Raw genomic sequence first — 26,017 nt, 5'->3', positions numbered from 1 at the left:
CCTGGGCAACACCTGACGATTCTATGAATCGCGCCCTGCAGACCCCGGATCGAGCCGCTGCGGACCCCACCCGGAGTCCGAAATCGGCGTCCCTGCGCGAGCCTGCCGCGATGCGATAACGCCCCATTCCATCGGCGTTTCATGCCGGTCGGATGGAGTGCGAAAAGTCGTCGCCGAACCGTCATCTGGCGGCTGTTTTGCCTTGACTTAGGGGGAGTGCGCCGATACAACCCGCCCACTTCAAGACAGGCGGTGAGCTTCGCCAACGTCGGAACGGACAACCCGGGCCGTCCTTTCAAGGACTTTCGGGCACCACCCTCGACCCAAGTCGCTCAAACGCTGTCGACATAAGCCAGGCAATGCCAGGACATTGAGCGTTCTTACGGGGCTCTTTCTCGTCGGAACGGTTTTGGAAGCATGACCTCGGTCGGAGCCGGTCAGTGGAAGCTGCCCGGTCTTTGCTGCGGTCCTCTGTTGCGTGGAAGCGCTTTCCGCTCAGCGATGGGTGGCTGGCGCGATTTCGCTTTGCGTGATCGGGCGTGGGTCCGGTCGAGCAGGGCGGCCGCTGGGGCGGGTAGCCCCGAATGAATTTGCGAAGCCGACTGATCGGTTTCGCGCGAAGCTTGAGGGTGAAGGCGAAGATGCCGACGATCAACCAGCTGATCGCAAATCCGCGCGTGGTGCAGAAGTCGCGCAAGAAGGTTCCCGCGCTGCAGCAGTCGCCGCAGAAGCGCGGCGTGTGCACCCGCGTCTACACCACGACGCCGAAGAAGCCGAACTCGGCGCTGCGTAAGGTTGCCAAGGTGCGCCTGACCAACGGCTTCGAGGTCATCGGTTACATCCCGGGTGAGGGTCACAACCTGCAGGAGCACTCGGTGGTGATGATCCGCGGCGGCCGCGTCAAGGACTTGCCGGGCGTGCGCTACCACATCCTCCGCGGCGTCCTCGATACCCAGGGCGTCAAGAACCGTAAGCAGCGCCGTTCGAAGTACGGCGCGAAGCGTCCGAAGTAAGCGGGGAGAGCATCCATGTCCCGTCGTCACGCCGCCGAAAAGCGCGAAGTTCTTCCGGATCCGAAGTTCGGGAACATCATCGTCACCAAGTTCATGAACTCGGTGATGTATGCCGGCAAGAAGTCGGTCGCCGAAAGCATCGTCTACGGTGCCTTCGACATCATCGAAGCCAAGACCAAGCAGCCGCCGCTCGGCGTGTTCGAGCAGGCGCTCGAGAACGTCATGCCGGCGATCGAAGTGCGCTCCCGCCGCGTCGGCGGCGCCACCTACCAGGTGCCGGTCGAGGTTCGCTCCACCCGCCGTCAGGCGCTGGGCATTCGCTGGCTGATCTCGGCCGCCCGCGGCCGCAACGAAAAGACCATGACCGAGCGTCTCTCCGCCGAGCTGCTCGACGCCTCGAACAATCGCGGCAACGCCGTGAAGAAGCGCGAAGACGTGCACAAGATGGCGGAAGCCAACCGCGCGTTCTCGCACTATCGCTGGTAACGGCGAAGCAACGGAATCAAGGAAGACGTCATGCCCCGCGTTCACGCCATCGAGGACTACCGCAACTTCGGCATCATGGCCCACATCGATGCCGGCAAGACCACGACGACCGAGCGCATCCTGTTCTACACCGGCAAGAGCCACAAGATCGGCGAAGTGCACGAAGGTGCCGCGACGATGGACTGGATGACGCAGGAGCAGGAGCGGGGCATCACCATCACGTCCGCCGCCACCACCGCGTTCTGGAACGGCAAGCGTCTGAACATCATCGACACCCCCGGCCACGTCGACTTCACCATCGAAGTCGAGCGTTCGCTGCGCGTGCTCGACGGTGCGGTGTGCGTTCTCGACTCCAACCAGGGCGTCGAGCCGCAGACCGAGACCGTGTGGCGCCAGGGCGACAAGTACAAGGTTCCGCGCATCGTCTTCGCCAACAAGATGGACAAGACCGGCGCTGACTTCTTCAAGTGCCTGCAGGACATCGTCGACCGTCTCGGCGCCAAGCCAGTGGCGATCCAGCTCCCGATCGGCTCGGAGAACAACTTCAAGGGCGTGATCGATCTGGTCCGCATGAAGGCCGTGGTGTGGAACGATGAATCGCTCGGCGCCAAGTTCGAGGACGTCGATATTCCCGAGGATCTGCTCGATCAGGCCAAGGAATATCGCGAGAAGATGATCGAAGCCGCCGTCGAGCTCGACGACGACGCGATGGGCGCCTATCTCGAAGGGACCATGCCGGACGAGGCGACCCTGAAGCGTCTGATCCGCAAGGCTGTGCTGACCGGTGCGTTCTATCCGGTGCTGTGCGGCTCGGCGTTCAAGAACAAGGGCGTGCAGCCGCTGCTCGACGCCGTGGTCGACTACCTGCCGTCGCCGCTCGACGTGCCGGCGATCAAGGGCACCGACGATCAGGGCAACGAAGTCGTGCGCAAGGCGGACGACAAGGAGCCGCTGTCGCTGCTCGCGTTCAAGATCATGGACGACCCGTTCGTCGGCACCATCACGTTCTGCCGCATCTACTCTGGCGTCCTGCAGAGCGGTACCGGCGTGGTGAACTCGACCCGCGAGAAGAAGGAGCGCATCGGCCGCATGCTGCTGATGCACGCCAACAACCGCGAAGACATCAAGGAAGCCTATGCGGGCGACATCGTCGCGCTGGCCGGCCTGAAGGAAGCCCGCACCGGCGACACGCTGTGCGATCCCGCCAACCCGGTGATCCTCGAAAAGATGGAATTCCCGGAGCCGGTGATCGAAATCGCGATCGAGCCGAAGTCGAAGGCAGACCAGGAGAAGCTCGGCGTCGCGCTGGCGAAGCTGGCCGCCGAGGATCCGTCGTTCCGGGTGTCGACCGACCTCGAGTCCGGTCAGACCATCCTGAAGGGCATGGGCGAACTTCACCTCGACATCAAGGTCGACATCCTGAAGCGCACCTACAAGGTCGATGCCAACATCGGCGCGCCGCAGGTGGCGTTCCGTGAGCGCATCACCAAGAAGGCCGAAGTCGACTACACCCACAAGAAGCAGACCGGCGGTACTGGTCAGTTCGCGGCGGTGAGCTTCGTCGTCGAGCCGAACGAGCCGGGCGCCGGCTACGTGTTCGAGTCGAAGATCGTCGGCGGTGCGGTGCCGAAGGAGTACATCCCGGGTGTCGAAAAGGGCATCGAGAGCGTGCTGTCTTCGGGCGTGGTCGCGGGCTTCCCGGTCGTCGACGTCAAGGTGACGCTGGTCGACGGTAAGTACCACGACGTCGACTCGTCGGCGCTGGCGTTCGAAATCGCCTCGCGCGCCGCGTTCCGCGAAGCGCTGCAGAAGGGCAAGTCGGTCCTCCTCGAGCCGATCATGAAGGTCGAGGTGGTGACGCCGGAAGACTACACCGGCTCGGTGATCGGCGACCTCAACTCGCGGCGTGGCCAGATCCAGGGTCAGGACATGCGCGGCAATGCCAACGTGATCAACGCGATGGTGCCGCTGATGAACATGTTCGGTTACGTCAACAACCTGCGCTCGATGAGCCAGGGCCGGGCGAACTTCACCATGCAGTTCGACCACTACGCTGAAGCGCCGGCCAACGTGTCGGCTGAAGTCCAGAAGAAGTTTGCCTGATTGTCGCCGGTGTGAGCCGCGACTGAACGGAGAGAGCAATGGCCAAAGCAAAGTTTGAACGTACGAAGCCGCATTGCAACATCGGGACGATCGGTCACGTCGACCATGGCAAGACGTCGCTGACGGCGGCGATCACCAAGGTTCTGGCGGAGACGGGCGGTGCGACGTTCACGGCCTACGACCAGATCGACAAGGCGCCGGAAGAGAAGGCGCGCGGCATCACGATTTCGACCGCGCATGTCGAGTACGAGACGCAGAACCGTCACTACGCGCACGTCGACTGCCCCGGCCACGCCGACTACGTGAAGAACATGATCACCGGAGCGGCGCAGATGGACGGCGCGATCCTGGTGGTGTCGGCGGCCGACGGCCCGATGCCGCAGACCCGCGAGCACATCCTGCTGGCCCGTCAGGTCGGCGTGCCGGCGCTGGTGGTGTTCCTGAACAAGTGCGACATGGTCGACGATCCGGAACTGCTCGAGCTGGTCGAGATGGAAGTGCGCGAGCTTCTGTCGAAGTACGACTTCCCGGGCGACGACATTCCGATCGTCAAGGGCTCGGCGCTGGCGGCGCTGGAGAACTCCGACCAGAAGCTCGGGCACGACGCGATCCTGGAGCTGATGCGCCAGGTCGACGCCTACATTCCGCAGCCGGAGCGTCCGATCGACCAGCCGTTCCTGATGCCGGTGGAAGACGTGTTCTCGATCTCGGGCCGCGGCACCGTGGTGACCGGCCGTGTCGAGCGCGGCGTGATCAAGGTCGGCGAGGAAATCGAGATCGTCGGCATCCGCGACACGCAGAAGACCACCTGCACCGGCGTGGAAATGTTCCGCAAGCTGCTCGATCAGGGCCAGGCGGGCGACAACATCGGCGCGCTGCTGCGCGGCACCAAGCGTGAGGACGTCGAGCGCGGCCAGGTGCTGTGCAAGCCGGGCTCGGTGAAGCCGCACACCAAGTTCAAGGCCGAAGCCTACATCCTCACCAAGGAAGAGGGCGGCCGCCACACCCCGTTCTTCACCAACTACCGTCCGCAGTTCTACTTCCGCACCACCGACGTGACCGGTGTGGTGCACCTGCCGGAAGGCACCGAGATGGTGATGCCGGGCGACAACATCGCGATGGAAGTGCACCTGATCGTGCCGATCGCGATGGAAGAGAAGCTGCGCTTCGCCATCCGCGAAGGCGGCCGCACGGTGGGCGCCGGCGTCGTCGCCGCGATCATCGAGTAAGAACGCGAATAGCGAATAGCGAGCGGCGGATAGGAGACTATTCGCTGCTCGCCACTCACCACTCGCTCTCTAAAGAAAGAATACGGCAATGAACGGCCAGAATATTCGCATTCGCCTCAAGGCGTTCGACCATCGGATTCTCGATACGTCGACCCGCGAGATCGTCAACACCGCGAAGCGAACCGGTGCGCAGGTGCGCGGGCCGATCCCGCTGCCGACCCGGATCGAGAAGTTCACCGTCAACCGTTCGCCGCACGTCGACAAGAAGAGCCGCGAGCAGTTCGAGATGCGCACCCACAAGCGCCTGCTCGACATCGTCGACCCGACTCCGCAGACCGTCGATGCTCTGATGAAGCTCGACCTGGCCGCCGGCGTCGACGTCGAAATCAAGCTCTGAGATTGTAACGTCCGGTTATCGAACGGACAGAAAGAACAGGAAGCACGCCGATGCGCTCCGGAGTGATCGCACAGAAGGTCGGGATGACGCGGGTCTTTACAGAGGCCGGCGAGCATATCCCTGTGACCGTGCTGAAGCTTGGCAATTGCCAGGTGTTGGGCCACCGCACCAAAGAGAAGAATGGCTACGTGGCGCTGCAGGTCGGTTCCGGCTCGCGCAAGACCGTGTACATGCCGAAGGCCGAGCGCGGCCAGTTCGCCGCCGCCAAGGTCGAGCCGAAGCGCAAGGTCGAAGAGTTCCGCGTGTCCGAGGATGCGCTGCTCCCGGTCGGCGCCGAGATCCAGGCCGATCACTTCGTCGTCGGACAGTTCGTCGACGTCACCGGCACTTCGACCGGTAAGGGCTTCGCCGGCGGTATGAAGCGCTGGAATTTCGGCGGTCTGCGCGCCACCCACGGCGTGTCGGTGTCGCACCGCTCGATCGGTTCGACCGGCGGTCGTCAGGATCCCGGCAAGACGTTCAAGAACAAGAAGATGCCGGGCCACATGGGCGTCGATCGCGTCACCACGCTGAATCTGCGCGTGGTGCAGACCGACGTCGAGCGCGGGCTGATCCTGGTCGAGGGCGCTGTGCCCGGCACCAAGGGTGGCTGGATCCGCGTGCGTGACGCGGTGAAGAAGGCGCTGCCGGCGGATGCGCCGAAGCCGGGCAAGTTCCGGCTCGCCAATGGCGATGCGGCTGCGGAAGCGCCGGCCGCCGAGCAGGAAGGTGCGTGAGATGGAACTGAAAGTCACCACCCTCGAGGGTAACGAGGCCGGTTCGGTCCAGCTCTCCGACGAGATCTTCGGTCTGGAGCCGCGCACCGACATCATTCAGCGCTGCGTGATCTGGCAGCTTGCCAAGCGGCAGGCCGGCACTCACAAGGCCAAGGGCCGCGCCGAAGTCTGGCGCACCGGCAAGAAGATGTACAAGCAGAAGGGCACCGGCGGTGCTCGTCACGGATCGCAGCGCGTGCCGCAGTTCCGTGGCGGCGGTCGCGCCTTCGGCCCGGTGGTGCGTTCGCACGCCATCGACCTGCCGAAGAAGGTGCGCGTCCTGGCGCTGCGTCATGCTCTGTCGGCCAAGGCCAAGGGCGGCGGTCTGATCGTGCTCGACAAGGCCGAGCTCGAAGCCGCCAAGACCAAGACGCTGGTCGGTCACTTCTCGGGCCTCGGCCTCGAGAGCGCGCTGATCGTCGACGGCGCCGAGGTGAACACCGGGTTCGCCGCGGCCGCCCGCAACATCCCGAACATCGACGTGCTGCCGATTCAGGGCATCAACGTCTATGACATTCTGCGCCGCAAGAAGCTGGTGCTGACCAAGGCGGCGGTCGATGCGTTGGAGGCGCGCTTCAAATGAAATCCATCGATCCGCGCCATTACGACGTGATCGTTGCGCCGGTCGTCACTGAAAAGTCGACGATGGCGTCCGAACACAACAAGGTCGTGTTCAAGGTGCAAGGCGGCGCGACCAAGCCGCAAATCAAGGAAGCCGTCGAAAAGCTGTTCGACGTCAAGGTGAAGAGCGTGAACACGCTGGTGCGCAAGGGCAAGACCAAGGCCTTCCGCGGCACCTTCGGCACGCAGTCGGACGTCAAGCGTGCGGTCGTGACCTTGGAAGAGGGCCACCGCATCGACGTCACCACCGGACTGTGAGGCGGGACAGACCATGGCATTGAAGACCTTTAATCCCACGACGCCGGGCCAGCGCCAGCTGGTGATGGTCGATCGTTCGGCCCTCTACAAGGGCAAGCCGGTCAAGCGGCTGACCGAGGGCAAGAGCTCGAACGGCGGTCGCAACAACACCGGCCGGATCACCGTTCGGTTCCGCGGCGGCGGTCACAAGCAGACCTATCGTCTGGTCGATTTCAAGCGCACCAAGGTCGACGTTCCGGCCAAGGTCGAGCGCCTGGAATACGATCCGAACCGCACCGCGTTCATCGCACTGATCAAGTACGAGGACGGCGAGCAGGCCTACATCCTGGCGCCGCAGCGTCTGGCGGTGGGCGACACCGTGATCGCCGGCTCCTATGTCGACGTGAAGCCGGGCAACGTGATGCCGCTCGGCAACATGCCGATCGGCACGATCGTGCACAACGTCGAGCTGAAGATCGGGAAGGGCGGCCAGCTCGCCCGTTCGGCCGGCACTTACGCTCAGATCGTCGGCCGAGACCACGACTATGTGATCCTGCGCATGAACTCGGGCGAGCAGCGCCTGGTTCACGGTCGCTGCATCGCGGCGATCGGTGCGGTTTCGAACCCGGACCACATGAACATCTCGATCGGCAAGGCCGGTCGCAAGCGCTGGCTCGGCCGTCGCCCGCACAACCGCGGCGTCGTCATGAACCCGATCGACCACCCGCACGGCGGCGGCGAAGGCCGCACCTCGGGCGGCCGTCACCCGGTCACCCCGTGGGGCAAGCCGACCAAGGGTAAGAAGACCCGTTCGAACAAGTCGACCGACAAGTTCATCCTCATCAGCCGCCACAAGCGGAAGAAGAAGTAAGGAAGCCGGACATGGTTCGCTCAGTCTGGAAGGGCCCGTTCGTCGAGGCCTCGCTGCTGAAGAAGGCCGATGCCGCGCGCGCGTCGGGCCGTCACGACGTGATCAAGATCTGGAGCCGTCGCTCGACCATCCTGCCGCAGTTCGTCGGCCTGACCTTCGGCGTCTACAACGGCCAGAAGCACGTCCCGGTGTCGGTGAACGAGGAAATGGTGGGTCACAAGTTCGGCGAATTCTCGCCGACCCGCACTTTCCACGGCCACGCCGGCGACAAGAAGTCGAAGAAGGGTTGAGGACGAGACGATGAGCAAACCCAAGCGCGAACGCAGCCTGCCCGATAACGAGGCCAAGGCTGTCGCCAGGATGCTTCGCGTCTCTCCGCAGAAGCTGAACCTGGTTGCCCAACTGATCCGCGGCCGCAAGGCGTCCGCGGCGCTCGCCGACCTGACGTTTTCGCGCAAGCGGATCGCGGTCGACGTGAAGAAGTGCCTGGAATCGGCTATCGCCAACGCCGAGAACAATCACGATCTCGACGTCGACGCGCTGGTCGTCTCCGAGGCGCATGTCGGCAAGGGCATCGTGATGAAGCGTTTCACCCCGCGCGGCCGTGGTCGCTCGGGCCGTATTTTCAAACCCTTCGCGCAGCTGACGATCGTCGTTCGTCAGGTCGAAGAAGCAAGCGCTTAAGCGAAGGCGCGGGAGACTTTCGATGGGTCAAAAGATCAATCCGATCGGGCTGCGGCTGGGTATCAACCGGACGTGGGATTCCCGTTGGTTCGCCGGCAAGAACGAGTACGGCAAGCTGCTGCACGAGGACGTCAAGATCCGCGAGATCCTGCACAAGGAACTGAAGCAGGCGGCGGTTGCGCGCATCGTGATCGAGCGTCCGCACAAGAAGTGCCGCGTGACGATTCATTCGGCGCGTCCCGGCGTGGTGATCGGCAAGAAGGGCGCCGACATCGACAAGCTGCGCAAGAAGGTCGCCGACATCACCTCGTCCGACGTGGTGATCAACATCGTCGAGATCCGTAAGCCCGAGCTCGACGCGACCCTGGTCGCCGAGTCGATCGCCCAGCAGCTCGAACGCCGCGTCGCGTTCCGCCGCGCGATGAAGCGGGCGGTGCAGTCGGCGATGCGTCTCGGCGCCGAGGGCATCCGGATCAACTGCTCGGGCCGTCTCGGCGGTGCCGAAATCGCCCGTATGGAGTGGTACCGCGAAGGTCGCGTGCCGCTGCACACCCTGCGCGCCGACATCGATTACGGCGTCGCGACCGCGTTCACGACCTTCGGCACCTGCGGCGTCAAGGTCTGGATCTTCAAGGGCGAGATCCTCGAGCACGATCCGATGGCCCAGGACAAGCGCATGGCCGAAGGCGATGGTGGCGGTTCGTCCCGTCCGCGCCGCGACGCCGCCTGATCGCGCAGAATTCGAATTGAGGGCGTAAAGCCATGATGCAACCAAAGAGAACCAAGTTCCGTAAGGCGCACAAGGGCCGCATCCACGGCGTGGCGTCCTCGGGCGCGACCCTGGCGTTCGGCCAGTTCGGCCTGAAGGCGATGGAGCCGGAGCGGATCACTGCGCGCCAGATCGAAGCTGCCCGTCGTGCGCTGACCCGTCACATGAAGCGTGCGGGCCGCGTCTGGATCCGGATCTTCCCGGATCTTCCGGTGTCCAAGAAGCCGGCCGAAGTCCGCATGGGCTCCGGCAAGGGGTCGCCGGAATTGTGGGTCGCCCGCGTCAAGCCGGGCCGTGTGATGTTCGAGATCGACGGCGTCAACCAGCAGATCGCCCGCGAGGCGCTCACCCTGGCCGCCGCCAAGCTGCCGATCAAGACGCGCTTCGTCGCGCGCATCGCGGAGTAATCGTCATGGCTGAGATGAAGACCGCCGACATCCGTGCGATGAGCGAAGACCAGATGGACGACGCGATCCTGGGGCTGAAGAAGGAGCGCTTCAACCTGCGGTTCCAGCGCGCCACCGGCCAGCTCGAGAACACCTCCCGGCTGCGCGAGGCGCGCCGCGACATCGCCCGCATCAAGACCATCGCCGCGCAGAAGCGCGCCGGCAAGACGAAGTAAGGACCTTTAGACATGCCGAAGAGGACCCTGCAGGGCGTGGTCGTCAGCGACAAGCAAGAGAAGACGATCGTGGTGCGCGTCGACCGCCGCTTCACTCACCCGATCTACAAGAAGACCATCCGGCGTTCGAAGAACTACCACGCGCACGACGAGAACAACCAGTTCAAGCCGGGCGACATGGTGTGGATCGAAGAGAGCAAGCCGATCTCCAAGTTGAAGCGCTGGACCGTCGTCCGGGGCGAACCGAAGAAGACCGCCTAAGCGCGCTTTTGCGCATCAGTTTAGCGCGCGAATAGCGCAGCAGAGAGAGGACGAGGTGCATCAATGATTCAGATGCAGACCAACCTCGACGTGGCCGACAATTCAGGCGCACGCCGTGTCATGTGCATCAAGGTGATTGGGGGATCCAAGCGCCGGTATGCGACCGTGGGTGACGTCATTGTGGTCTCGATCAAGGAAGCGATTCCGCGGGGCAAGGTGAAGAAGGGCGACGTGATGAAGGCCGTGGTGGTCCGTGTCCGCAAGGACATCCGGCGCCCGGACGGCTCCGTCATCCGTTTCGACCGCAACGCCGCCGTGCTGATCAACAATCAGTCGGAGCCGATCGGTACCCGTATCTTCGGGCCGGTGCCGCGCGAGCTGCGGGCGAAGAACCACATGAAGATCATTTCGCTGGCGCCGGAGGTGCTGTAATGGCCGCCAAGATCCGTAAGGGTGACAAGGTGATCGTGCTGAGCGGTCGCGACAAGGGCCGAACCGGCGAGGTGTTCGAGGTCCGTCCGGACGCCGGCAAGGCGCTGGTTCGCGGCATCAACGTGGTCAAGCGTCACCAGAAGCAGACCCAGACCCAGGAAGGCGGCATCATCTCGAAAGAGGCGCCGATCGACCTGTCGAACATCGCGATCGTCGGCAAGGACGGCAAGCCGACCCGCGTCGGATTCAAGATTCTCGCGGACGGCAAGAAGGTCCGCGTCGCCAAGCGTTCGGGAGCAGAGATCGATGGCTGAGACCGCTTACGTTCCGCGGCTGCGCACGGAATACGACCGCAGCATCCGCAGCCAGCTCACCGAGAAGTTCGGCTACGCCAACGCGATGCAGGTTCCCAAGCTCGACAAGGTCGTGCTGAACATGGGCGTCGGCGAGGCGGTGAACGATCGCAAGAAAGCCGAGCAGGCGGCGGCCGATCTGTCGCTGATCGCCGGCCAGAAGGCGGTCATCACCTATTCGCGCGTCGCGATTTCGACCTTCAAGCTGCGCGAGAACCAGCCGATCGGCTGCAAGGTGACGCTGCGCAGCGCCAAGATGTACGAGTTCATCGACCGCCTGATCACGGTCGCGCTGCCGCGCGTCCGCGACTTCCGCGGCCTGAACCCGAAGAGCTTCGACGGCCGCGGCAACTATTCGCTCGGCATCAAGGAGCACATCATTTTCCCCGAGATCGACTTCGACAAGACCGGTGAGTCGTGGGGCATGGACATCACGGTGTGCACCACCGCGCCCACCGACGACGAAGCGCGCGCGCTGCTTACCGCTTTCAATTTCCCGTTCCGGCAGTGAGACGCTGAAAAGCCTCTCAAACGCGGAAACCCAGGAGCCACACATGGCAAAGAAGAGTGCGATCGAGAAGAACAACCGTCGGAAGAAGATGGCAAAGAACGCGGCGCCGAAGCGCGCGCGGCTGAAGGCCCTCATCGCCGACAAGTCGAAGCCGATGGAGGAGCGCTTCGCGGCGACGCTGAAGCTCGCCGAGATGCCGCGCAACTCGTCGGCGACCCGGATCCGCAACCGCTGCGACCTCACCGGCCGTCCGCGCTCGGTCTATCGCCTCAACAAGCTGAGCCGTATCGCGATCCGCGATCTCGGTTCGAAGGGCCTGGTTCCGGGCCTGGTCAAGTCGAGCTGGTAAGGAGGGCGGCAGATGTCGACGCACGATCCGATCAGCGACCTGATCACCCGTATCCGCAACGCGCAGATGCGCTCCAAGTCCAAGGTTTCGACCCCGGGCTCGAAGATGCGCGCCAACGTTCTCGACGTGCTGAAGGCGGAAGGCTACATCCGCGGCTACGCTTCGGTCGAGCATCCGTCGGGGCGCAGCGAGCTCGAGATCGAGCTGAAATATTTCGACGGCGAGCCGGTGATCCGCGAGATCGAGCGCGTGTCGCGCCCGGGCCGCCGGGTCTACGCTTCGGTGAAGAACCTGCCGCGCGTCAACAACGGCCTGGGCATTTCGGTGCTGTCGACCCCGAAGGGGATCATGGCCGATCACGATGCCCGCGACGCCAATGTCGGCGGCGAGGTTCTGTTCACGGTGTTCTAATCGCCGGCGCGTTCGGCCGCAGGGTGCGGCCGGGGCGCGCTGGAGAACGGAAATTGGCGCATCGTCCCGGGCGGATTTCGCCGGAGGATGCAGGGTTTAAGAAGGATCGACCATGTCACGCGTTGGCAAGAAGCCCGTCACGGTCCCGTCGGGGGTGACGGCGACCGTCGAGGGACAGACCGTCAAGATGAAGGGGCCGAAGGGCCAGCTTCAGTTCGTCGTGCACGACGATGTCGACGTGAAGTTCGAGAACGGTTCGGTCTCGGTTTCGCCGCGGTTCGAGACCAATCGGGCGCGGGCGCTTTACGGCACGGCTCGCGCGCAGATCGCGAATCTGGTGGAAGGCGTCACCAAGGGCTTCGAGAAGAAGCTCGAAATCACCGGCGTCGGCTACCGCGCGGCAATGCAGGGCAAGAAGCTGCAGCTCGCTCTCGGCTACAGCCACGACGTCCTGTACGACATCCCGGAAGGGATCACCATCACGGTGCCGAAGCCGACCGAGATCAACGTCGCCGGCATCGACTCGCAGAAGGTAGGGCAGGTCGCCGCGGAAATCCGCGACTATCGTCCGCCGGAGCCGTACAAGGGCAAGGGCGTCCGCTACTCGGACGAATTCATCTTCCGCAAGGAAGGCAAGAAGAAGTAACGGAGCCGGTCATGTCGAAGATGAAGGTTACGAATGCCCGGCGCACCAACCGCGTCCGGACCGCCCTGCGGCGCACCGCGAACGGCCGTCCGCGGCTGTCGGTGTTCCGCTCGTCCAAGCACATCTATGCCCAGGTGATCGACGATTCGAAGGGCGAGACGCTCGCCTCCGCGTCGTCGCTGGAGAAGACGTTGCGCGAAGCCGGCAACACCGGCGCCGACATCGATGCGGCGAAGGCGGTCGGCAAACTGGTCGCCGAGCGCGCGGTGCAGAAGGGCGTCAAGGAAGTCGTGTTCGACCGCGGCGGCTATCTGTATCACGGCCGCGTTAAGGCGCTGGCGGATGCGGCCCGCGAGAGCGGCCTGAGCTTCTAAATTTCGGATTGAACGGATACCAGGATCGGGGCGCGAGCCTCGCAAGGATTGGAACACACCATGGCAGCTGAACGCGAACGCGGCGGACGCGAACGGAGCAGGGAGCGCGAGGAGCGCGACAGCGAGTTCGTCGACAAGCTCGTCCACATCAACCGTGTGGCGAAGGTGGTGAAGGGCGGCAAGCGCTTCGGCTTCGCCGCGCTGGTCGTGGTCGGCGATCAGAAGGGCCGTGTCGGCTTCGGTCACGGCAAGGCGCGCGAAGTGCCGGAAGCGATCCGCAAGGCGACCGAGTCGGCCAAGCGCAATCTCACCCGGGTGGCGCTGCGCGAGGGGCGTACCTTGCATCACGACATCGCCGGCCGTCACGGCGCCGGTCGCGTCTATCTCCGCGCCGCTCCGGCCGGTACCGGCATCATCGCCGGCGGCCCGATGCGTGCGGTGTTCGAGACGCTCGGCATCCAGGACGTGGTGGCGAAGTCGGTCGGTTCGTCGAACCCCTACAACATGGTTCGCGCCACCTTCGACGCGCTCAAGAGCGTCGACTCGCCGCGCTCGGTCGCCGCGCGCCGCAACATCAAGGTTTCCACCCTGCAGTCGCGCCGGATCGGTGGCGATGCCGAGGTGGTGGCCGAATAACAGCGTGATCGACGGCGATCACGCGGTCTTCTGACAAGACGCGATTCGGAGTGAACGAGATGGCCAAGGCCGCAAACATGATCAAGGTCGAGCAGATCGGCAGCCCGATTCGGCGCCATCACTCGCAGCGCGAGACGCTGATCGGCCTGAAGCTGAACAAGATCGGCCGCGTCGCCGAACTGCAGGACACCCCTGAGGTTCGTGGCATGATCGGCAAGGTGCAACACCTCGTCCGCGTCGTCGACGAGAAGTAAGGAGACAGGGCGATGAAGCTCAGCGAGATCGCCGACAACGTCGGTTCGCGCAAGAAGCGCATGCGGATCGGCCGTGGCATCGGTTCGGGCAAGGGCAAGACCGGCGGCCGTGGCGGCAAGGGCCAGACCGCGCGTTCGGGCGTGCGGATCAAGGGCTTCGAGGGCGGCCAGATGCCGCTGCATCGGCGCCTGCCGAAGCGTGGCTTCAACAACATCTTCGCGCTCGACTTCGCCGAGGTGAATCTCGATCGCCTCCAGGAGGCCGTCGATTCCAAGGCGATCGATGCCGGCAAGGTGGTCGACGCCGCGGCGCTGGTGGAAGCCGGCGTGCTGCGCCGTGCCAAGGATGGCGTTCGCCTGCTCGGCCGCGGTGAGCTCACCGCGAAGCTGAACATCGAAGTGTACGGTGCGACCAAGTCGGCGATCGCCGCGGTCGAGAAGGCCGGCGGTTCGGTCAAGATCCTCGCCCCGAAGACGGAAGAAGGCGAGGCGGCGTAATGTCCCCGTCAGCGCCCGCTGCTAAAGCGGGCGCCCGGCCTCGCCGGTACGGTGGATTTTTCGACACGCGCGCCCCAAATTGATGCCCGGCGCCGGCCCGGCCGTCGCATCCGGCGGCGGATCGGGACGAGCAGCGCGGGAGAAAGCCGGACATGGTCTCAGCAGCGGAACAACTTGCGGCAAACCTCAATTTTTCGGCGCTCGGTAAGGCCGAGGAGCTGAAGAAGCGGATCTGGTTCACGCTCGGCGCGCTGCTGGTGTACCGCCTCGGCACCTACATTCCGCTGCCCGGCATCGATCCGAACGTCTGGGAGCAGGTGTTCCGCCAGCAGGCCGGCGGCATCCTCGGCATGTTCAACATGTTCGCCGGGGGTGGCATCCACCGCATGGCGATCTTCGCCCTCAACATCATGCCGTACATCTCGGCATCGATCATCGTGCAGTTGCTGACGACGGTGTCGCCGCAGCTCGAGGCGCTGAAGAAGGAAGGCGAGTCCGGCCGCAAGACTATCAACCAGTACACCCGGTACCTCACCGTGGTGCTGGCGCTGTTCCAGTCCTACGGCATTGCCGTCGGCCTCGAAGGCGCGGGCAATGTGGTGTCCGACCCGGGCATGTTCTTCCGGCTGTCGACCACGATCACGCTGACCGGCGGAACCATGTTCCTGATGTGGCTGGGTGAGCAGATCACCTCGCGCGGCATCGGCAACGGTATTTCGCTGATCATCTTGGCCGGCATCGTCGCTGAGCTGCCGTCGGCGCTCGCCAGCATGCTCGAACTCGGCCGTCAGGGCGCGCTGTCCACCGGCCTGATCCTGGTCGTGCTGGTGATGGCCGTCGTCGTGATCGCCTTCATCGTGTTCATGGAGCGTGCGCAGCGCCGGCTGCTGATCCAGTATCCGAAGCGCCAGGTCGGCAACAAGATGTTCGAGGGCCAGTCCTCGCATCTGCCCCTGAAGCTCAACACCGCCGGCGTGATTCCGCCGATCTTCGCCTCGTCGCTGCTGCTGCTGCCGACCACGATCGCGAATTTCAACGCCGGCAGCGGGCCCGAGTGGTTCCAGTGGATCGTGACCCAGTTCGGTCACGGCCGGCCGCTGTTCCTGCTGTTCTACATCAGCATGATCGTGTTCTTCGCGTTCTTCTACACCGCGATCGTGTTCAACCCGACCGAGACGGCCGACAATCTGAAGAAGCACGGGGGCTTCATCCCGGGCATCCGTCCCGGCGAGCGCACCGCGGAATACATCGATTACGTGCTGTCGCGCATCACCGTGGTCGGGGCGATCTATCTGGCGGTCGTCTGTCTCATTCCCGAGGTGATGATCTCCTACGCGGCGGTACCGTTCTATTTCGGCGGAACTTCGCTCCTGATCGTCGTCAGCGTGACGATGGATACTGTGGCGCAGGTGCAGGGCTATCTGCTGGCGCACCAGTATGAGGGCCTGATCAAGAAGTCGAAGTTGCGGGGGCGCAAGAAATGAGACTGATCCTTCTCGGACCGCCTGGCGCGGGCAAGGGCACCCAGGCGGCCCGTCTGGTCGAGCAGCACGGCATCGTGCAGCTCTCCACCGGCGACATGCTGCGCGCTGCGGTCGCGGCGGGCACGCCGATCGGCCTCAAGGCCAAGGACATCATGGCGGCCGGCGGTCTGGTGCCGGACGAGGTGGTGATCGGGATCATCTCCGACCGGATCGATCAGGACGACGCCGCGCACGGTTTCATCCTGGACGGCTTCCCGCGCACCGTGCCGCAGGCCGAGGCCCTCGACCGTCTGCTAGGGGACAAGGGCTTCGATCTCGACGCCGTGGTCGAGCTGAAGGTGAATGAGGGCGCGCTGCTCGACCGGGTCGAGACCCGCGTCGCCGAGATGCGCGCCCGCGGCGAGGAGCCGCGCGCCGACGACAACGCCGAAGCGCTGGCCAAGCGACTTTCCGCCTATCGGGCGCAGACCGAGCCGCTGGTCGACTATTATTCCGAGAAGCGCAAGCTGCTGACCGTCGACGGCATGATGACGATCGACGAGGTCACCCGCGAGATCGGCCGGGTGCTCGATGCGGTTCGTGCCGCTGATGCCAAGAAGGACGCCAAGGCTAAGGGGACCAAGGCTGCCCGCGCCAAGCGCACGGTGAAAACCGGCGCCAACAAGCCGGCGACCAAGGCGAAGGCTGCCAAGTCCAGGTCCAAGTCCACGTCCAAGTCCGCGGCCAAGCCCAAGGCGCCCAAGAAGGCCGCGGCGAAGCCCGCCGCAAAGTCGGGTGCGAAGGCTGGTTCCACCAAAAAGTCTTCGGCCAAACAGGCGGTTGGCAAGACAGCTTCAAGTAAGAAGGTCGTCGCCAAGAAGGCTGCGGGCAAGCCTGCCGTTTCGAAGGCCGGCAAGGCTGCGGTCGGCAAGACCGCGAAGGCTGGTCTGAAGAAGGCGGCCAAAGCTGTTGCGAAGGCTGGTAAAAAGGCCGCCAAGGCAGTCGTGAAGGCCGCCAAGGGCGCGGCCAAGCCGGCGGCCGGCAAGAAGGCGGCTGGCAAGAAGGCGACCCGAAAGGCCGCCGCTGCGTCGAAGACCAAGGCTGTCGCCAAGGTTCAGACGCGTGGCAAGAAGGCCAAGAAGGTCACGAAGAAGCGAGCTTGAATTGGGATTCGGTTGACGAAGCGAAACGGAATCCTTTAATAAGGCCCGATATCCCGTCGGATAGGTTTCAGACGATGCCGGGCCCCGAACTGAGCAAGGGCATGGCGTCGTGTTGGCGTATGTGAACGCCGCCCGAGAGATCAAGGAATTGACCGGCTGCTAGCCGGTGACAGGAGAGAAGTCTGTGGCCCGTATAGCCGGCGTGAATATCCCGACCAACAAGCGCGTCCTGATTGCGCTTCAGTACATCCATGGCATCGGCCAGAAGCATGCCGCCGACATCGTCGAGAAGGTGAAGATCCCGCTCGACCGTCGCGTCAACCAGCTCAGCGACGCCGAAGTGCTGCAGATCCGCGAAGTGATCGACCGCGACTATCTGGTCGAGGGCGACCTTCGCCGTGAGACCGGTATGAACATCAAGCGTCTGATGGACCTCGGCTGCTATCGCGGCCTGCGCCATCGTCGCGGCCTGCCGGTGCGTGGTCAGCGCACCCACACCAACGCCCGTACCCGCAAGGGTCCGGCGAAGGCGATCGCCGGCAAGAAGAAGTAAGTTTGCGAATTGCGGATTGTGAATGGCGAGTAGGGGCTTCCCCTATTCGCCACTCGCTGTTCGCCATTCGTCGTTTCGGTGTAGCCGCTGGCGTTACGGCGGCGTTGAGATCACGTAGAAAGGTAGACTATGGCCAAGGACGCCACCCGCATTCGCCGTCGCGAGCGCAAGAACATCGCCTCCGGCATCGCGCATGTGAATTCGTCGTTCAACAACACCACCATCACCATCACCGACGCGCAGGGCAATGCGATCGCCTGGTCGTCGGCCGGCACGATGGGTTTCAAGGGCTCGCGCAAGTCGACCCCGTACGCCGCCCAGGTCGCGGCGGAGGACGTCGCCAAGAAGGCGCAGGAGCACGGCATGCGCACCCTCGAAGTCGAGGTGGCGGGCCCCGGTTCGGGTCGCGAGTCGGCGCTGCGCGCGCTGCAGGCGGCGGGCTTCACGGTGACCTCGATCCGCGACGTCACCACCATCCCGCACAACGGCTGCCGCCCGCGCAAGCGTCGTCGCGTCTGAGTTTTCGTCGCTGGCGGCCCCGTGCCGCCGGCGAATCTATTCGTTGTTTCCCGCGGATTGATCCGCAGTTTCCAATGCCAGTGACGATGCGCCGGGGCCCCGGCGTTCATTGACCGGCCAGGAAGGTGACACAGTGACGATCCAGAAAAATTGGCAGGAATTGATTCGGCCGAACAAGCTCCAGGTTACGGCCGGGAGCGATGCCACCCGGTTCGCGACGCTGGTCGCCGAGCCGCTTGAGCGCGGCTTCGGCCAGACGCTCGGCAACGCGCTGCGCCGCGTGCTGCTGTCGTCGCTGCAGGGCGCGGCGGTGCAGTCGGTGCATATCGACGGCGTGCTGCACGAGTTCTCCTCGATCGCCGGCGTGCGCGAGGACGTCACCGACATCGTGCTGAACATCAAGGACATCTCGCTGAAGATGCAGGGCGAAGGCCCGAAGCGGATGGTCATCAAGAAGTCCGGTCCGGGCGTCGTCACCGCCGGTGACATCCAGACCGTCGGCGACATCGTCGTGCTGAACCCGGATCTGCAGCTCTGCACGCTGGACGACGGCGCCGAGATCCGCATGGAGTTCACCGTCAACACCGGCAAGGGTTACGTCGCCGCCGAGCGCAACCGTCCCGAGGACGCGCCGATTGGCCTGATCCCGGTCGACAGCCTGTATTCGCCGGTTCGCAAGGTGTCGTACAAGGTCGAGAACACCCGCGAGGGTCAGATCCTCGACTACGACAAGCTGACCATGACGGTGGAGACCAACGGCGCGATCACGCCGGAAGACGCCGTCGCCTATGCGGCGCGCATCCTGCAGGATCAGCTCAACGTCTTCGTCAACTTCGAAGAGCCGCGCAAGGAAGTCACCCAGGAGATCATCCCGGATCTGGCCTTCAACCCGGCGTTCCTCAAGAAGGTGGACGAGCTGGAGCTGTCGGTGCGTTCGGCGAACTGCCTGAAGAACGACAACATCGTCTATATCGGCGACCTGGTTCAGAAGTCGGAAGCCGAAATGCTCCGCACCCCGAACTTCGGCCGCAAGTCGCTGAACGAGATCAAGGAAGTGCTGGCGCAGATGGGCCTGCATCTCGGCATGGAAGTGCCGGGCTGGCCGCCGGAGAACATCGACGAGCTCGCCAAGCGCTTCGAAGATCACTACTGAGCCGATCGGCCTCATGGTTCGCCATGAGGCCTCTTCCTCGTCCTGAAGGAGCGGCGCTGCCGCTCTCGAAGGGGGAGGCTCCACCAGGGCGAACGCAGGTAGCCCGCCTGCAACTCCGACGAACCGTCGGGTATCATCGAATGAAGGACTGACAACATGAAGCACGGCAAGGTTCATCGGAAGCTCAACCGCACTGCCGAACACCGCAAGGCGATGTTCGCCAACATGTGCGCCGCGCTGATCAAGCACGAGCAGATCGTCACCACGCTGCCGAAGGCCAAGGAGCTGCGGCCGATCGTCGAGAAGCTGGTCACCCTCGGCAAGAAGGGTGGCCTTGACAAGCGCCGGCAGGCGATCGCCGAAATGCGCGACCTCGAGCAGGTCAAGAAGCTGTTCGACGTGCTGGCGCCGCGCTACGCCGACCGCAACGGCGGCTACACCCGCATCATCAAGGCCGGCTTCCGCTACGGCGACAATGCCGCGATGGCGGTGATCGAGTTCGTCGACCGCGACGAGGACGCCAAGGGCAAGGATTCGGGTCCGACGCAGGACAGCGAAGCCGAAGCGGCGTAACCGGCTTCCTTCCAGTCTGAGATTTCAAAAGGCGGTGCCGCAAGGCGCCGCCTTTTTCGTTGTGCGGATGCCGCTGAGGAAGCCTGATCCCTGGGGGCTGAATGTGCCCCAGCATCAGCCGTCATCGCCGCGTATGCGGGGATCCAGTATTCCAGGGCGTCGATGATGGGCTCGAAGGCTCTGCGATACTGGGTCGCCCGCCTTCGCGGGCGACGACGGTGTGTAGTTGTGGCCTGTCAGTCCGGGCGGTCACGTCGCGCCGGACGAACTGCCGTCCGATCGAGCCACGACGTTGTGAATCGCAGGCCCCGGCATTCTGACCGATGCTTCGTACAACAAGGAGCTCTCCATGCACATCGATCTGTCCGGCAAGACCGCGCTCGTCACCGGCTCGACCGCCGGCATCGGTCACGCCATCGCCAAGGGGCTCGCCGCGGCCGGCGCGGAGGTCGTGGTCAACGGCCGCAGCCAGGCCAAGGTCGACGCCGCGCTCACCGCGCTCGACCACGCGGTACCCGGCGCCAAGCTGTGCGGCGTCGCCGCCGATGTGTCCACGGCGGAGGGCTGCGCCGCACTGCTGGTGGAGATTCCGCGCGTCGACATCCTGATCAACAACGCCGGCATCTTCGAGCCGAAACCGTTCTTCGACATTCCCGACGCCGATTGGCAGCGCTTCTTCGACGTCAACGTGATGAGCGGGGTGCGGCTGTCGCGCGCCTATATGCCGGCGATGCTGGAGCGCAACTGGGGCCGCATCGTCTTCATCTCGTCGGAGTCCGCCCTGATGATCCCGCAGGAAATGATCCACTACGGCATGACCAAGACCGCGCAGCTATCGATCTCGCGCGGCCTTGCCGAGATGACCCGCGGCACCGCGGTCACCGTCAATGCGGTGATGCCCGGCCCGACGATGAGCGAGGGCGTGCAGACCTTCGTGGCGGATCTGGCGCAGCAGAACGGCCAGTCGGAGGCCGAAGCCGCCGCCAACTTCATCAAGCAGCACCGCCCCGGCTCGCTGATCCAGCGCTTCGCCACCGTCGAAGAGATCGCCAACATGGTGGTTTATGTGTCGTCCAAGGAAGCCGCCGCCACCAACGGCGCCGCGCTCCGCGCCGAAGGCGGCCTGCTGCAGACGATCGCGTAGTTGGGTTCTCGAGTCACGGCGCACTTGATCCATTCCCGTCATTCCGGGGCGCTCGCGGAAGCGAGCGAACCCGGAATCCAGATGTTGTTACGAAGAAATCTGAGTGCGAGAGATGATGCAGAGATTCCGGGTTCGCGCTGCGCGCGCCCCGGAATGACTCGGAGAGAGCGCGGTGCTCAATCCGTCCTGCTAGAACCAAACAGCAGAACTACTCCCACCCCTCCAGCACAATCTTCCCGATCGACGTGCCGCTCTCCAGCAACGCATGCGCGCGTTTCAGGTTGGCGGCGGTGATGGTGCCGAAGGTCTGTTGATGAGTCGTCCGCAGTACGCCGGTGTCGATCAGGCCGGCGACCTCGTCGAGCAAATCGTGCTGCGCGATCATGTCGGCGGTCTGATACGAGGAGCGGGCGAACATCGCTTCCCAATGCAGCGACGCTGATTTCGGCTTCAGCAGCATCGGGTTCAGCGCCGCCGGATCGTCGATCAGGCCGATCTTGCCCTGCGGCGCCAGGATCTCGACCAAATCCGGGAAGTGTCGTTCGGTGCCGGTGAGGCTGGCGATCAGCGCGACCGGCGGCAGCTTCAGAGCGTCGATCTGCGGCTTCATCTGTTGGCTGTGATCGACCACCGCGTGGGCGCCGAGGTCGAGACACCATTGCCGGGTTTCGGGCCGCGACGCCGTGGCGATGATCGTCAGCCCGGTGAGCCGCCGCGCGAGTTGGATCAGGATCGAGCCGACGCCGCCGGCGCCGCCGACGATCAGCAGCGTACGCGGATCGAACCCCTTGCTCGGCCGCGCGCCGAGCCGGTCGAACAGCAGTTCCCAGGCGGTGATCGAGGTCAGCGGCAGCGCCGCGGCCTGCGCGAACGACAGCGTGGTCGGCTTGCGGCCGACGATGCGCTCGTCGACCAGATGCAGTTCGGCGTTGGTGCCGGGCCGCTGGATCGAGCCGGCGTAAAACACCTCGTCGCCCGGCCGGAACAGTGTCACCTCGGCGCCGACCGCCTCGACCACGCCGGCCGCGTCGTAGCCGAGGATCTTGTGCTCGCCGGCCGGCGGCGCGGCGCGCCTGCGTACCTTGAAGTCGACCGGATTGACCGAGATCGCCTTCACCGCAACCCGCAGGTCGCGTGGACCCGGTTCGGGCGCGGGCAGCTCGAAATCGAGCAGCGCCTCCGGATCGTCGATCGGGAGGCTCTTGGTGTATCCGACAGCTTTCATGGGGGACTCCTTGCACGGGGCGTTTGTTGCCGTGCAAGGTCGCCTTCACCGGCCTTTATTGCAAGTACTGTCGTTTTGGGGATATAGTCACCAATCGGATACTATTGGACGTCCAGCATGAAACGTCGCGATTTCGCCTGTGCCCCCGGCTGCTCGGTCGAGGTGACGCTCGACCTGATCGACGGCAAGTGGAAGGGCGTCATCCTGTATCATTTGCAGGACGGCCGGCTGCGGTTCGGCGAGCTGCGCCGGCGGATGCCGGGCATCACCCAGCGGATGCTGACCAAGCAGCTCCGCGCTCTGGAAGACGACGACCTGATCACCCGCGAGGTGTTCGCCGAGGTGCCGCCGCGGGTGGAATACGCGCTGTCGGAGACCGGCGAGCGACTGCGCCCGGTGATCGATGCGCTCAAGCGCTGGGGCGAGGAACATCGCGCCCGCCAGCAGCAGCTTCCCCCGCGGTCCGAGCCCGCAGCCGAAACCGCCGAGGCTCAGCCGGCGTGAGCGCCGGCCGCTTTTCCTTCTCCTGGCTGGGCCGGCGGACTATATCTGCTGCGCTATCGATGCCCCTGTAACGGATTCCCGCATGAACCCGATCCGCACGTTCGCCGTCCTGTGTCTGTCGCTCGCCCTCACCACGCCGCTCGCGGCGCAGGAGCGGCGGGTGCCGTCGTCGCCGGCGGATTTGAAGCTGTCCTACGCGCCGATCGTGCAGCACGTGCAGCCGGCGGTGGTGAACGTCTACGCCGCCAAGCTGGTGCAGAATCGTAACCCGCTGCTCGACGATCCGATCTTTCGCCGGTTCTTCGGCGTGCCCGGCCAGCCGGAGCAGATCCAGCGCTCTCTCGGCTCCGGCGTGATGGTCGACGCCTCCGGCCTCGTGGTCACCAACAACCACGTCATCGAGGGGGCGGATCAGGTCAAAGTTGCGCTCGCCGACAAGCGCGAGTTCGAGGCCGAGATCGTGCTGAAGGACAGCCGTACCGATCTGGCGGTGCTGCGTATCAAGGACGGCCGCGAGAAGTTCGCGACGCTCGATTTCGCAAACTCCGACGATCTCTTGGTTGGCGACGTGGTGCTGGCGATCGGCAATCCGTTCGGTGTCGGCCAGACCGTGACTCATGGCATCGTCTCGGCGCTGGCGCGCACCCAGGTCGGCATCACCGACTATCAGTTCTTCATCCAGACCGACGCGGCGATCAATCCCGGCAATTCCGGCGGTGCGCTGGTCGACATCACGGGCAAGCTGATCGGCATCAACACCGCGATCTTCTCGCGCTCCGGCGGCTCCCAGGGCATCGGCTTCGCGATCCCAGCCAACATGGTGCGGGTTGTGGTCGCCTCGGCCAAGAGCGGCGGCAAGGCGGTGAAGCGGCCGTGGCTGGGCGCGCGGCTGCAAGCGGTGACGCCGGAGATCGCCGAAACCCTCGGCCTGAAACGGCCGGGAGGCGCGCTGGTCGCCAGTGTCACCCAGGGCAGCCCGGCGGAGCGGGCCGGGCTGAAACTATCCGACCTGATCGTCTCGATCGACGGCTTTGCGATCGACGATCCCAACGGCTTCGATTATCGCTTCGCCACCCGGCCGCTCGGCGGCGCCGCGCAGCTCGAAGTGCAGCGCAGCGGCAAGCCGGTGAAGCTCTCGATCCCGCTCGAAACCGCGCCGGACACCGGCCGCGACGAGCTGGTGATCACCTCGCGGTCGCCGTTCCAGGGTGCCAGGATCGCCAACATCTCTCCGGCGATCGCCGACGAGATGCGGCTCGATCCGAGCGTCGAAGGGGTCGTCGTCACCGAACTTGCCGGCGACAGCACCGCCGCGAATGTCGGATTCCAGAAGGGCGACATCATCGTCGCGGTCAACAACACCCGGATCGCCAAGACCGGAGACCTCGAACGAGTCGCCGGCCAATCGCCGCGGCTGTGGCGCATCATGCTGGTCCGCGGCGGCCAGCAGATCCAAGTCACCCTCGGCGGTTAGCCGTTCGGGACACGACGCCCACCAGAGACCTCTGCCGATGAATTCCGGCACTGACTTAGCCCCACGTCATGCCCGGCCTTGTGCCGGGCATCCACGCCTTGCAACAGCTTTTGCAAGGAAGACGTGGATGGCCGGGACAAGCCCGGCCATGACGAAGGTGAGTGGACGGGGCCGCTATCCGGTCGGCACGCAGAATCTTCGCGCAGCGGATGGGGGCACAACGGCATGAGCCCGAAGCGCCCGCAACAATCCGAAAATCTGTTCGCCGCCGCGGGTCTCGAGCGCGAGGCGCCGCGGCCGTTGCCGGATCGGCTGCGGCCGCGCTCGCTTGCCGACGTCGTCGGGCAGGATCACATCGTCGGCCCCGACGGCGCATTGACGCGGATGCTGGAGACCCGCACGCTCGGCTCGCTGGTGTTCTGGGGCCCGCCCGGCACCGGCAAGACGACGGTCGCGCGGCTGCTGGCCGACGCCACCGAGCTGCATTTCGAGCAGATCTCCGCGGTGTTTTCCGGCGTCGCCGATCTGAAGAAAGTGTTCGATGCCGCCCGCGCCCGCCGCGAGATGGGCACCGGCACGCTGCTGTTCGTCGACGAGGTGCACCGCTTCAACAAAGCGCAGCAGGACTCGTTTCTGCCGGTGATGGAAGACGGCACCGTGGTGATGGTCGGCGCGACCACCGAGAACCCGTCGTTCGAGCTGAATGCGGCGTTGTTGTCTCGTGCGCGTGTGCTGGTGTTTCGTTCGCTCGATGCCGAGGCGATCGAGAAGCTGTTCGTTCACGCCGAAGAGGTCGAGGGAAGGAAGCTGCCGCTCGACGCCGAGGCGCGCGCGGTGCTGGTGCGGATGGCGGACGGCGACGGCCGCGCCTCGTTGACGCTGGCCGAAGAGGTCTGGCGCTCGGCGCGCGCCGGCGAAGTGTTCAATGCCACGCAGCTTCAGGACATCCTGCAGCGCCGCGCGCCGATCTACGACAAGGGCGCCGACGGTCACTACAACCTGATCTCCGCGCTGCACAAATCGGTGCGCGGCTCCGATCCGGACGCCGCGCTGTACTATCTGTGCCGGATGTTCGACGCCGGCGAGGATCCGCTGTTCCTGGCGCGGCGGGTGGTGCGGATGGCGGTCGAAGACGTCGGGCTGGCCGATCCGCAGGCGCTGGTGATCGCCAACGCCGCCAAGGACGCTTACGACTTTCTCGGCAGCCCGGAGGGCGAACTGGCGATCGCGCAAGCCGTGATCTACGTCGCCACCGCGCCGAAATCGAATGCCGCCTATACCGCCTACAAGACGGCGATGCGCACCGCCAAGCAGGCCGGCTCGCTGCTGCCGCCCAAGCATATCCTCAATGCCCCCACCGGGCTGATGAAGAACGAGGGCTACGGCTCGGGCTATCAGTACGACCACGACACCCCGGAAGGTTTCTCCGGCCAGGACTACTTCCCGGAAACGCTCGGCCGTCAGACCTTCTACGATCCGCCTGACCGCGGCTTCGAGCGCGAGATCCGCAAGCGGCTGGACTATTGGGCCAAGCTGCGCGCCGCCAAGGGCAATTAGTCCGCAACTTGTTCGCAATTGCGGCAGGTTCCCTGTTCTTAGATCATCATTGAAATCTGCGTATTAGTTGCATTCGAGGTTCGAGGGGCGAGGTGCTGGCCGCTTAGCGCACGCGAA

General features: G+C 64.7%; 36 protein-coding genes. 35 read left to right on the top strand and 1 reads right to left on the bottom strand.

What is annotated here, in order from left to right:
• The first annotated feature begins 641 nt into the window (after nt 1-641).
• The 32 genes from rpsL (at nt 642) to FLL57_RS11540 (ending at nt 21,140) form a co-directional block, all read left to right on the top strand.
• Nucleotides 642-1,013, top strand: a complete 372-nt coding sequence (gene rpsL, locus FLL57_RS11695; RefSeq protein ID WP_008969396.1) for a 30S ribosomal protein S12 — start codon at nt 642-644, stop codon at nt 1,011-1,013.
• Nucleotides 1,014-1,028: 15 nt separating this feature from the next.
• Nucleotides 1,029-1,499, top strand: coding sequence for a 30S ribosomal protein S7 (gene rpsG / locus FLL57_RS11690; RefSeq protein WP_013501916.1), 471 nt, complete (start codon nt 1,029-1,031; stop codon nt 1,497-1,499).
• Nucleotides 1,500-1,529: 30 nt separating this feature from the next.
• On the top strand, nt 1,530-3,602 hold the full coding sequence (fusA, locus tag FLL57_RS11685) for an elongation factor G (protein ID WP_013501917.1): 2,073 nt from the start codon (nt 1,530-1,532) through the stop codon (nt 3,600-3,602).
• A 38-nt stretch (nt 3,603-3,640) separates the two neighbouring features.
• Nucleotides 3,641-4,831, top strand: coding sequence for an elongation factor Tu (tuf, locus tag FLL57_RS11680; RefSeq protein ID WP_013501895.1), 1,191 nt, complete (start codon nt 3,641-3,643; stop codon nt 4,829-4,831).
• Nucleotides 4,832-4,919: 88 nt separating this feature from the next.
• Complete coding sequence (rpsJ, locus tag FLL57_RS11675) at nt 4,920-5,228, top strand: 30S ribosomal protein S10 (protein ID WP_002712302.1); 309 nt, start codon at nt 4,920-4,922, stop codon at nt 5,226-5,228.
• A gap of 50 nt (nt 5,229-5,278) precedes the next feature.
• The gene (gene rplC, locus FLL57_RS11670) at nt 5,279-6,004 is read left to right on the top strand and encodes a 50S ribosomal protein L3 (RefSeq protein WP_011158795.1); all 726 of its coding nucleotides are present in this window, start codon (nt 5,279-5,281) and stop codon (nt 6,002-6,004) included.
• Between the two features lies 1 nt (nt 6,005).
• Entirely contained in the window at nt 6,006-6,626 is a 621-nt protein-coding gene (gene rplD / locus FLL57_RS11665) for a 50S ribosomal protein L4 (RefSeq protein WP_013501918.1), read from the top strand.
• Complete coding sequence (locus tag FLL57_RS11660) at nt 6,623-6,922, top strand: 50S ribosomal protein L23 (protein ID WP_011158793.1); 300 nt, start codon at nt 6,623-6,625, stop codon at nt 6,920-6,922. The genes rplD and FLL57_RS11660 overlap by 4 nt, the downstream gene beginning before the upstream one ends.
• Nucleotides 6,923-6,935: 13 nt before the next feature.
• Entirely contained in the window at nt 6,936-7,772 is an 837-nt protein-coding gene (gene rplB / locus FLL57_RS11655) for a 50S ribosomal protein L2 (protein ID WP_013501919.1), read from the top strand.
• Nucleotides 7,773-7,783: 11 nt separating this feature from the next.
• Nucleotides 7,784-8,062, top strand: a complete 279-nt coding sequence (gene rpsS / locus FLL57_RS11650; protein ID WP_011158791.1) for a 30S ribosomal protein S19 — start codon at nt 7,784-7,786, stop codon at nt 8,060-8,062.
• A gap of 10 nt (nt 8,063-8,072) precedes the next feature.
• Nucleotides 8,073-8,456 carry a 50S ribosomal protein L22 gene (rplV, locus tag FLL57_RS11645; RefSeq protein WP_013501920.1) on the top strand — a complete coding sequence of 128 codons (384 nt, stop codon included), beginning with the start codon at nt 8,073-8,075 and terminating at the stop codon, nt 8,454-8,456.
• Nucleotides 8,457-8,478: 22 nt separating this feature from the next.
• On the top strand, nt 8,479-9,186 hold the full coding sequence (gene rpsC, locus FLL57_RS11640; protein ID WP_011158789.1) for a 30S ribosomal protein S3: 708 nt from the start codon (nt 8,479-8,481) through the stop codon (nt 9,184-9,186).
• A 32-nt stretch (nt 9,187-9,218) separates the two neighbouring features.
• Nucleotides 9,219-9,632, top strand: a complete 414-nt coding sequence (rplP, locus tag FLL57_RS11635) for a 50S ribosomal protein L16 (RefSeq protein ID WP_013501921.1) — start codon at nt 9,219-9,221, stop codon at nt 9,630-9,632.
• A 5-nt stretch (nt 9,633-9,637) separates the two neighbouring features.
• A complete protein-coding gene (gene rpmC / locus FLL57_RS11630; protein WP_013501922.1) occupies nt 9,638-9,847 on the top strand; it encodes a 50S ribosomal protein L29 in 210 nt (69 codons plus the stop codon).
• A gap of 12 nt (nt 9,848-9,859) precedes the next feature.
• Complete coding sequence (gene rpsQ / locus FLL57_RS11625; protein WP_013501923.1) at nt 9,860-10,108, top strand: 30S ribosomal protein S17; 249 nt, start codon at nt 9,860-9,862, stop codon at nt 10,106-10,108.
• Nucleotides 10,109-10,171: 63 nt separating this feature from the next.
• A complete protein-coding gene (gene rplN, locus FLL57_RS11620) occupies nt 10,172-10,540 on the top strand; it encodes a 50S ribosomal protein L14 (protein ID WP_013501924.1) in 369 nt (122 codons plus the stop codon).
• Nucleotides 10,540-10,854: a 50S ribosomal protein L24 gene (gene rplX / locus FLL57_RS11615; RefSeq protein ID WP_011158784.1), complete on the top strand. Its 315-nt coding sequence runs from the start codon at nt 10,540-10,542 to the stop codon at nt 10,852-10,854. Before rplN ends, rplX begins: the two co-directional genes overlap by 1 nt.
• Nucleotides 10,847-11,404, top strand: a complete 558-nt coding sequence (gene rplE, locus FLL57_RS11610) for a 50S ribosomal protein L5 (protein WP_013501925.1) — start codon at nt 10,847-10,849, stop codon at nt 11,402-11,404. The genes rplX and rplE overlap by 8 nt, the downstream gene beginning before the upstream one ends.
• Before the next feature lie 43 nt (nt 11,405-11,447).
• Nucleotides 11,448-11,753 carry a 30S ribosomal protein S14 gene (rpsN, locus tag FLL57_RS11605; protein ID WP_013501926.1) on the top strand — a complete coding sequence of 102 codons (306 nt, stop codon included), beginning with the start codon at nt 11,448-11,450 and terminating at the stop codon, nt 11,751-11,753.
• 12 nt (nt 11,754-11,765) lie between these two features.
• Complete coding sequence (rpsH, locus tag FLL57_RS11600; RefSeq protein WP_013501927.1) at nt 11,766-12,164, top strand: 30S ribosomal protein S8; 399 nt, start codon at nt 11,766-11,768, stop codon at nt 12,162-12,164.
• Nucleotides 12,165-12,276: 112 nt separating this feature from the next.
• Nucleotides 12,277-12,810 (top strand): 50S ribosomal protein L6, encoded by a 534-nt coding sequence (rplF, locus tag FLL57_RS11595; protein WP_013501928.1) that lies wholly within the window; start codon nt 12,277-12,279, stop codon nt 12,808-12,810.
• A gap of 11 nt (nt 12,811-12,821) precedes the next feature.
• Nucleotides 12,822-13,184 (top strand): 50S ribosomal protein L18, encoded by a 363-nt coding sequence (rplR, locus tag FLL57_RS11590; RefSeq protein ID WP_013501929.1) that lies wholly within the window; start codon nt 12,822-12,824, stop codon nt 13,182-13,184.
• Between the two features lie 60 nt (nt 13,185-13,244).
• Nucleotides 13,245-13,820: a 30S ribosomal protein S5 gene (gene rpsE / locus FLL57_RS11585; protein WP_013501930.1), complete on the top strand. Its 576-nt coding sequence runs from the start codon at nt 13,245-13,247 to the stop codon at nt 13,818-13,820.
• Between the two features lie 59 nt (nt 13,821-13,879).
• Entirely contained in the window at nt 13,880-14,074 is a 195-nt protein-coding gene (gene rpmD, locus FLL57_RS11580; RefSeq protein ID WP_011158777.1) for a 50S ribosomal protein L30, read from the top strand.
• A 12-nt stretch (nt 14,075-14,086) separates the two neighbouring features.
• The gene (rplO, locus tag FLL57_RS11575) at nt 14,087-14,572 is read left to right on the top strand and encodes a 50S ribosomal protein L15 (protein WP_013501931.1); all 486 of its coding nucleotides are present in this window, start codon (nt 14,087-14,089) and stop codon (nt 14,570-14,572) included.
• A gap of 152 nt (nt 14,573-14,724) precedes the next feature.
• On the top strand, nt 14,725-16,056 hold the full coding sequence (gene secY, locus FLL57_RS11570; RefSeq protein WP_013501932.1) for a preprotein translocase subunit SecY: 1,332 nt from the start codon (nt 14,725-14,727) through the stop codon (nt 16,054-16,056).
• Nucleotides 16,053-17,198 carry an adenylate kinase gene (locus tag FLL57_RS11565; protein ID WP_142882960.1) on the top strand — a complete coding sequence of 382 codons (1,146 nt, stop codon included), beginning with the start codon at nt 16,053-16,055 and terminating at the stop codon, nt 17,196-17,198. Before secY ends, FLL57_RS11565 begins: the two co-directional genes overlap by 4 nt.
• Before the next feature lie 184 nt (nt 17,199-17,382).
• Nucleotides 17,383-17,751 carry a 30S ribosomal protein S13 gene (gene rpsM / locus FLL57_RS11560; RefSeq protein ID WP_013501934.1) on the top strand — a complete coding sequence of 123 codons (369 nt, stop codon included), beginning with the start codon at nt 17,383-17,385 and terminating at the stop codon, nt 17,749-17,751.
• Nucleotides 17,752-17,880: 129 nt separating this feature from the next.
• Nucleotides 17,881-18,270, top strand: coding sequence for a 30S ribosomal protein S11 (gene rpsK, locus FLL57_RS11555; RefSeq protein WP_011158772.1), 390 nt, complete (start codon nt 17,881-17,883; stop codon nt 18,268-18,270).
• Between the two features lie 109 nt (nt 18,271-18,379).
• Nucleotides 18,380-19,423 carry a DNA-directed RNA polymerase subunit alpha gene (locus FLL57_RS11550; protein ID WP_185966135.1) on the top strand — a complete coding sequence of 348 codons (1,044 nt, stop codon included), beginning with the start codon at nt 18,380-18,382 and terminating at the stop codon, nt 19,421-19,423.
• Between the two features lie 156 nt (nt 19,424-19,579).
• Nucleotides 19,580-19,996 (top strand): 50S ribosomal protein L17, encoded by a 417-nt coding sequence (gene rplQ / locus FLL57_RS11545; protein ID WP_142882959.1) that lies wholly within the window; start codon nt 19,580-19,582, stop codon nt 19,994-19,996.
• A 349-nt stretch (nt 19,997-20,345) separates the two neighbouring features.
• Nucleotides 20,346-21,140, top strand: coding sequence for an SDR family NAD(P)-dependent oxidoreductase (locus FLL57_RS11540; protein WP_142882958.1), 795 nt, complete (start codon nt 20,346-20,348; stop codon nt 21,138-21,140).
• Nucleotides 21,141-21,348: 208 nt separating this feature from the next.
• On the opposite strand, the gene FLL57_RS11535 is transcribed toward FLL57_RS11540, so the two are convergent.
• Nucleotides 21,349-22,365 (bottom strand): zinc-binding alcohol dehydrogenase family protein, encoded by a 1,017-nt coding sequence (locus tag FLL57_RS11535; protein WP_142882957.1) that lies wholly within the window; start codon nt 22,363-22,365, stop codon nt 21,349-21,351.
• 117 nt (nt 22,366-22,482) lie between these two features.
• On the opposite strand from FLL57_RS11535, the gene FLL57_RS11530 reads away from it, so the two are divergent.
• The 3 genes from FLL57_RS11530 (at nt 22,483) to FLL57_RS11520 (ending at nt 25,900) form a co-directional block, all read left to right on the top strand.
• Nucleotides 22,483-22,869: a winged helix-turn-helix transcriptional regulator gene (locus tag FLL57_RS11530; protein WP_047307197.1), complete on the top strand. Its 387-nt coding sequence runs from the start codon at nt 22,483-22,485 to the stop codon at nt 22,867-22,869.
• Nucleotides 22,870-22,951: 82 nt separating this feature from the next.
• Entirely contained in the window at nt 22,952-24,343 is a 1,392-nt protein-coding gene (locus FLL57_RS11525; RefSeq protein WP_013501940.1) for a DegQ family serine endoprotease, read from the top strand.
• 225 nt (nt 24,344-24,568) lie between these two features.
• A complete protein-coding gene (locus FLL57_RS11520; protein WP_142882956.1) occupies nt 24,569-25,900 on the top strand; it encodes a replication-associated recombination protein A in 1,332 nt (443 codons plus the stop codon).
• The last annotated feature ends 117 nt before the right edge of the window (nt 25,901-26,017 follow it).

Origin of the sequence: Rhodopseudomonas palustris, from assembly GCF_007005445.1 — a bacterium.
GTDB lineage: Bacteria > Pseudomonadota > Alphaproteobacteria > Rhizobiales > Xanthobacteraceae > Rhodopseudomonas > Rhodopseudomonas palustris_G.
Note: the sequence above shows the minus strand (reverse complement) of the source record. Positions and strands in the feature narration are given on the sequence as shown.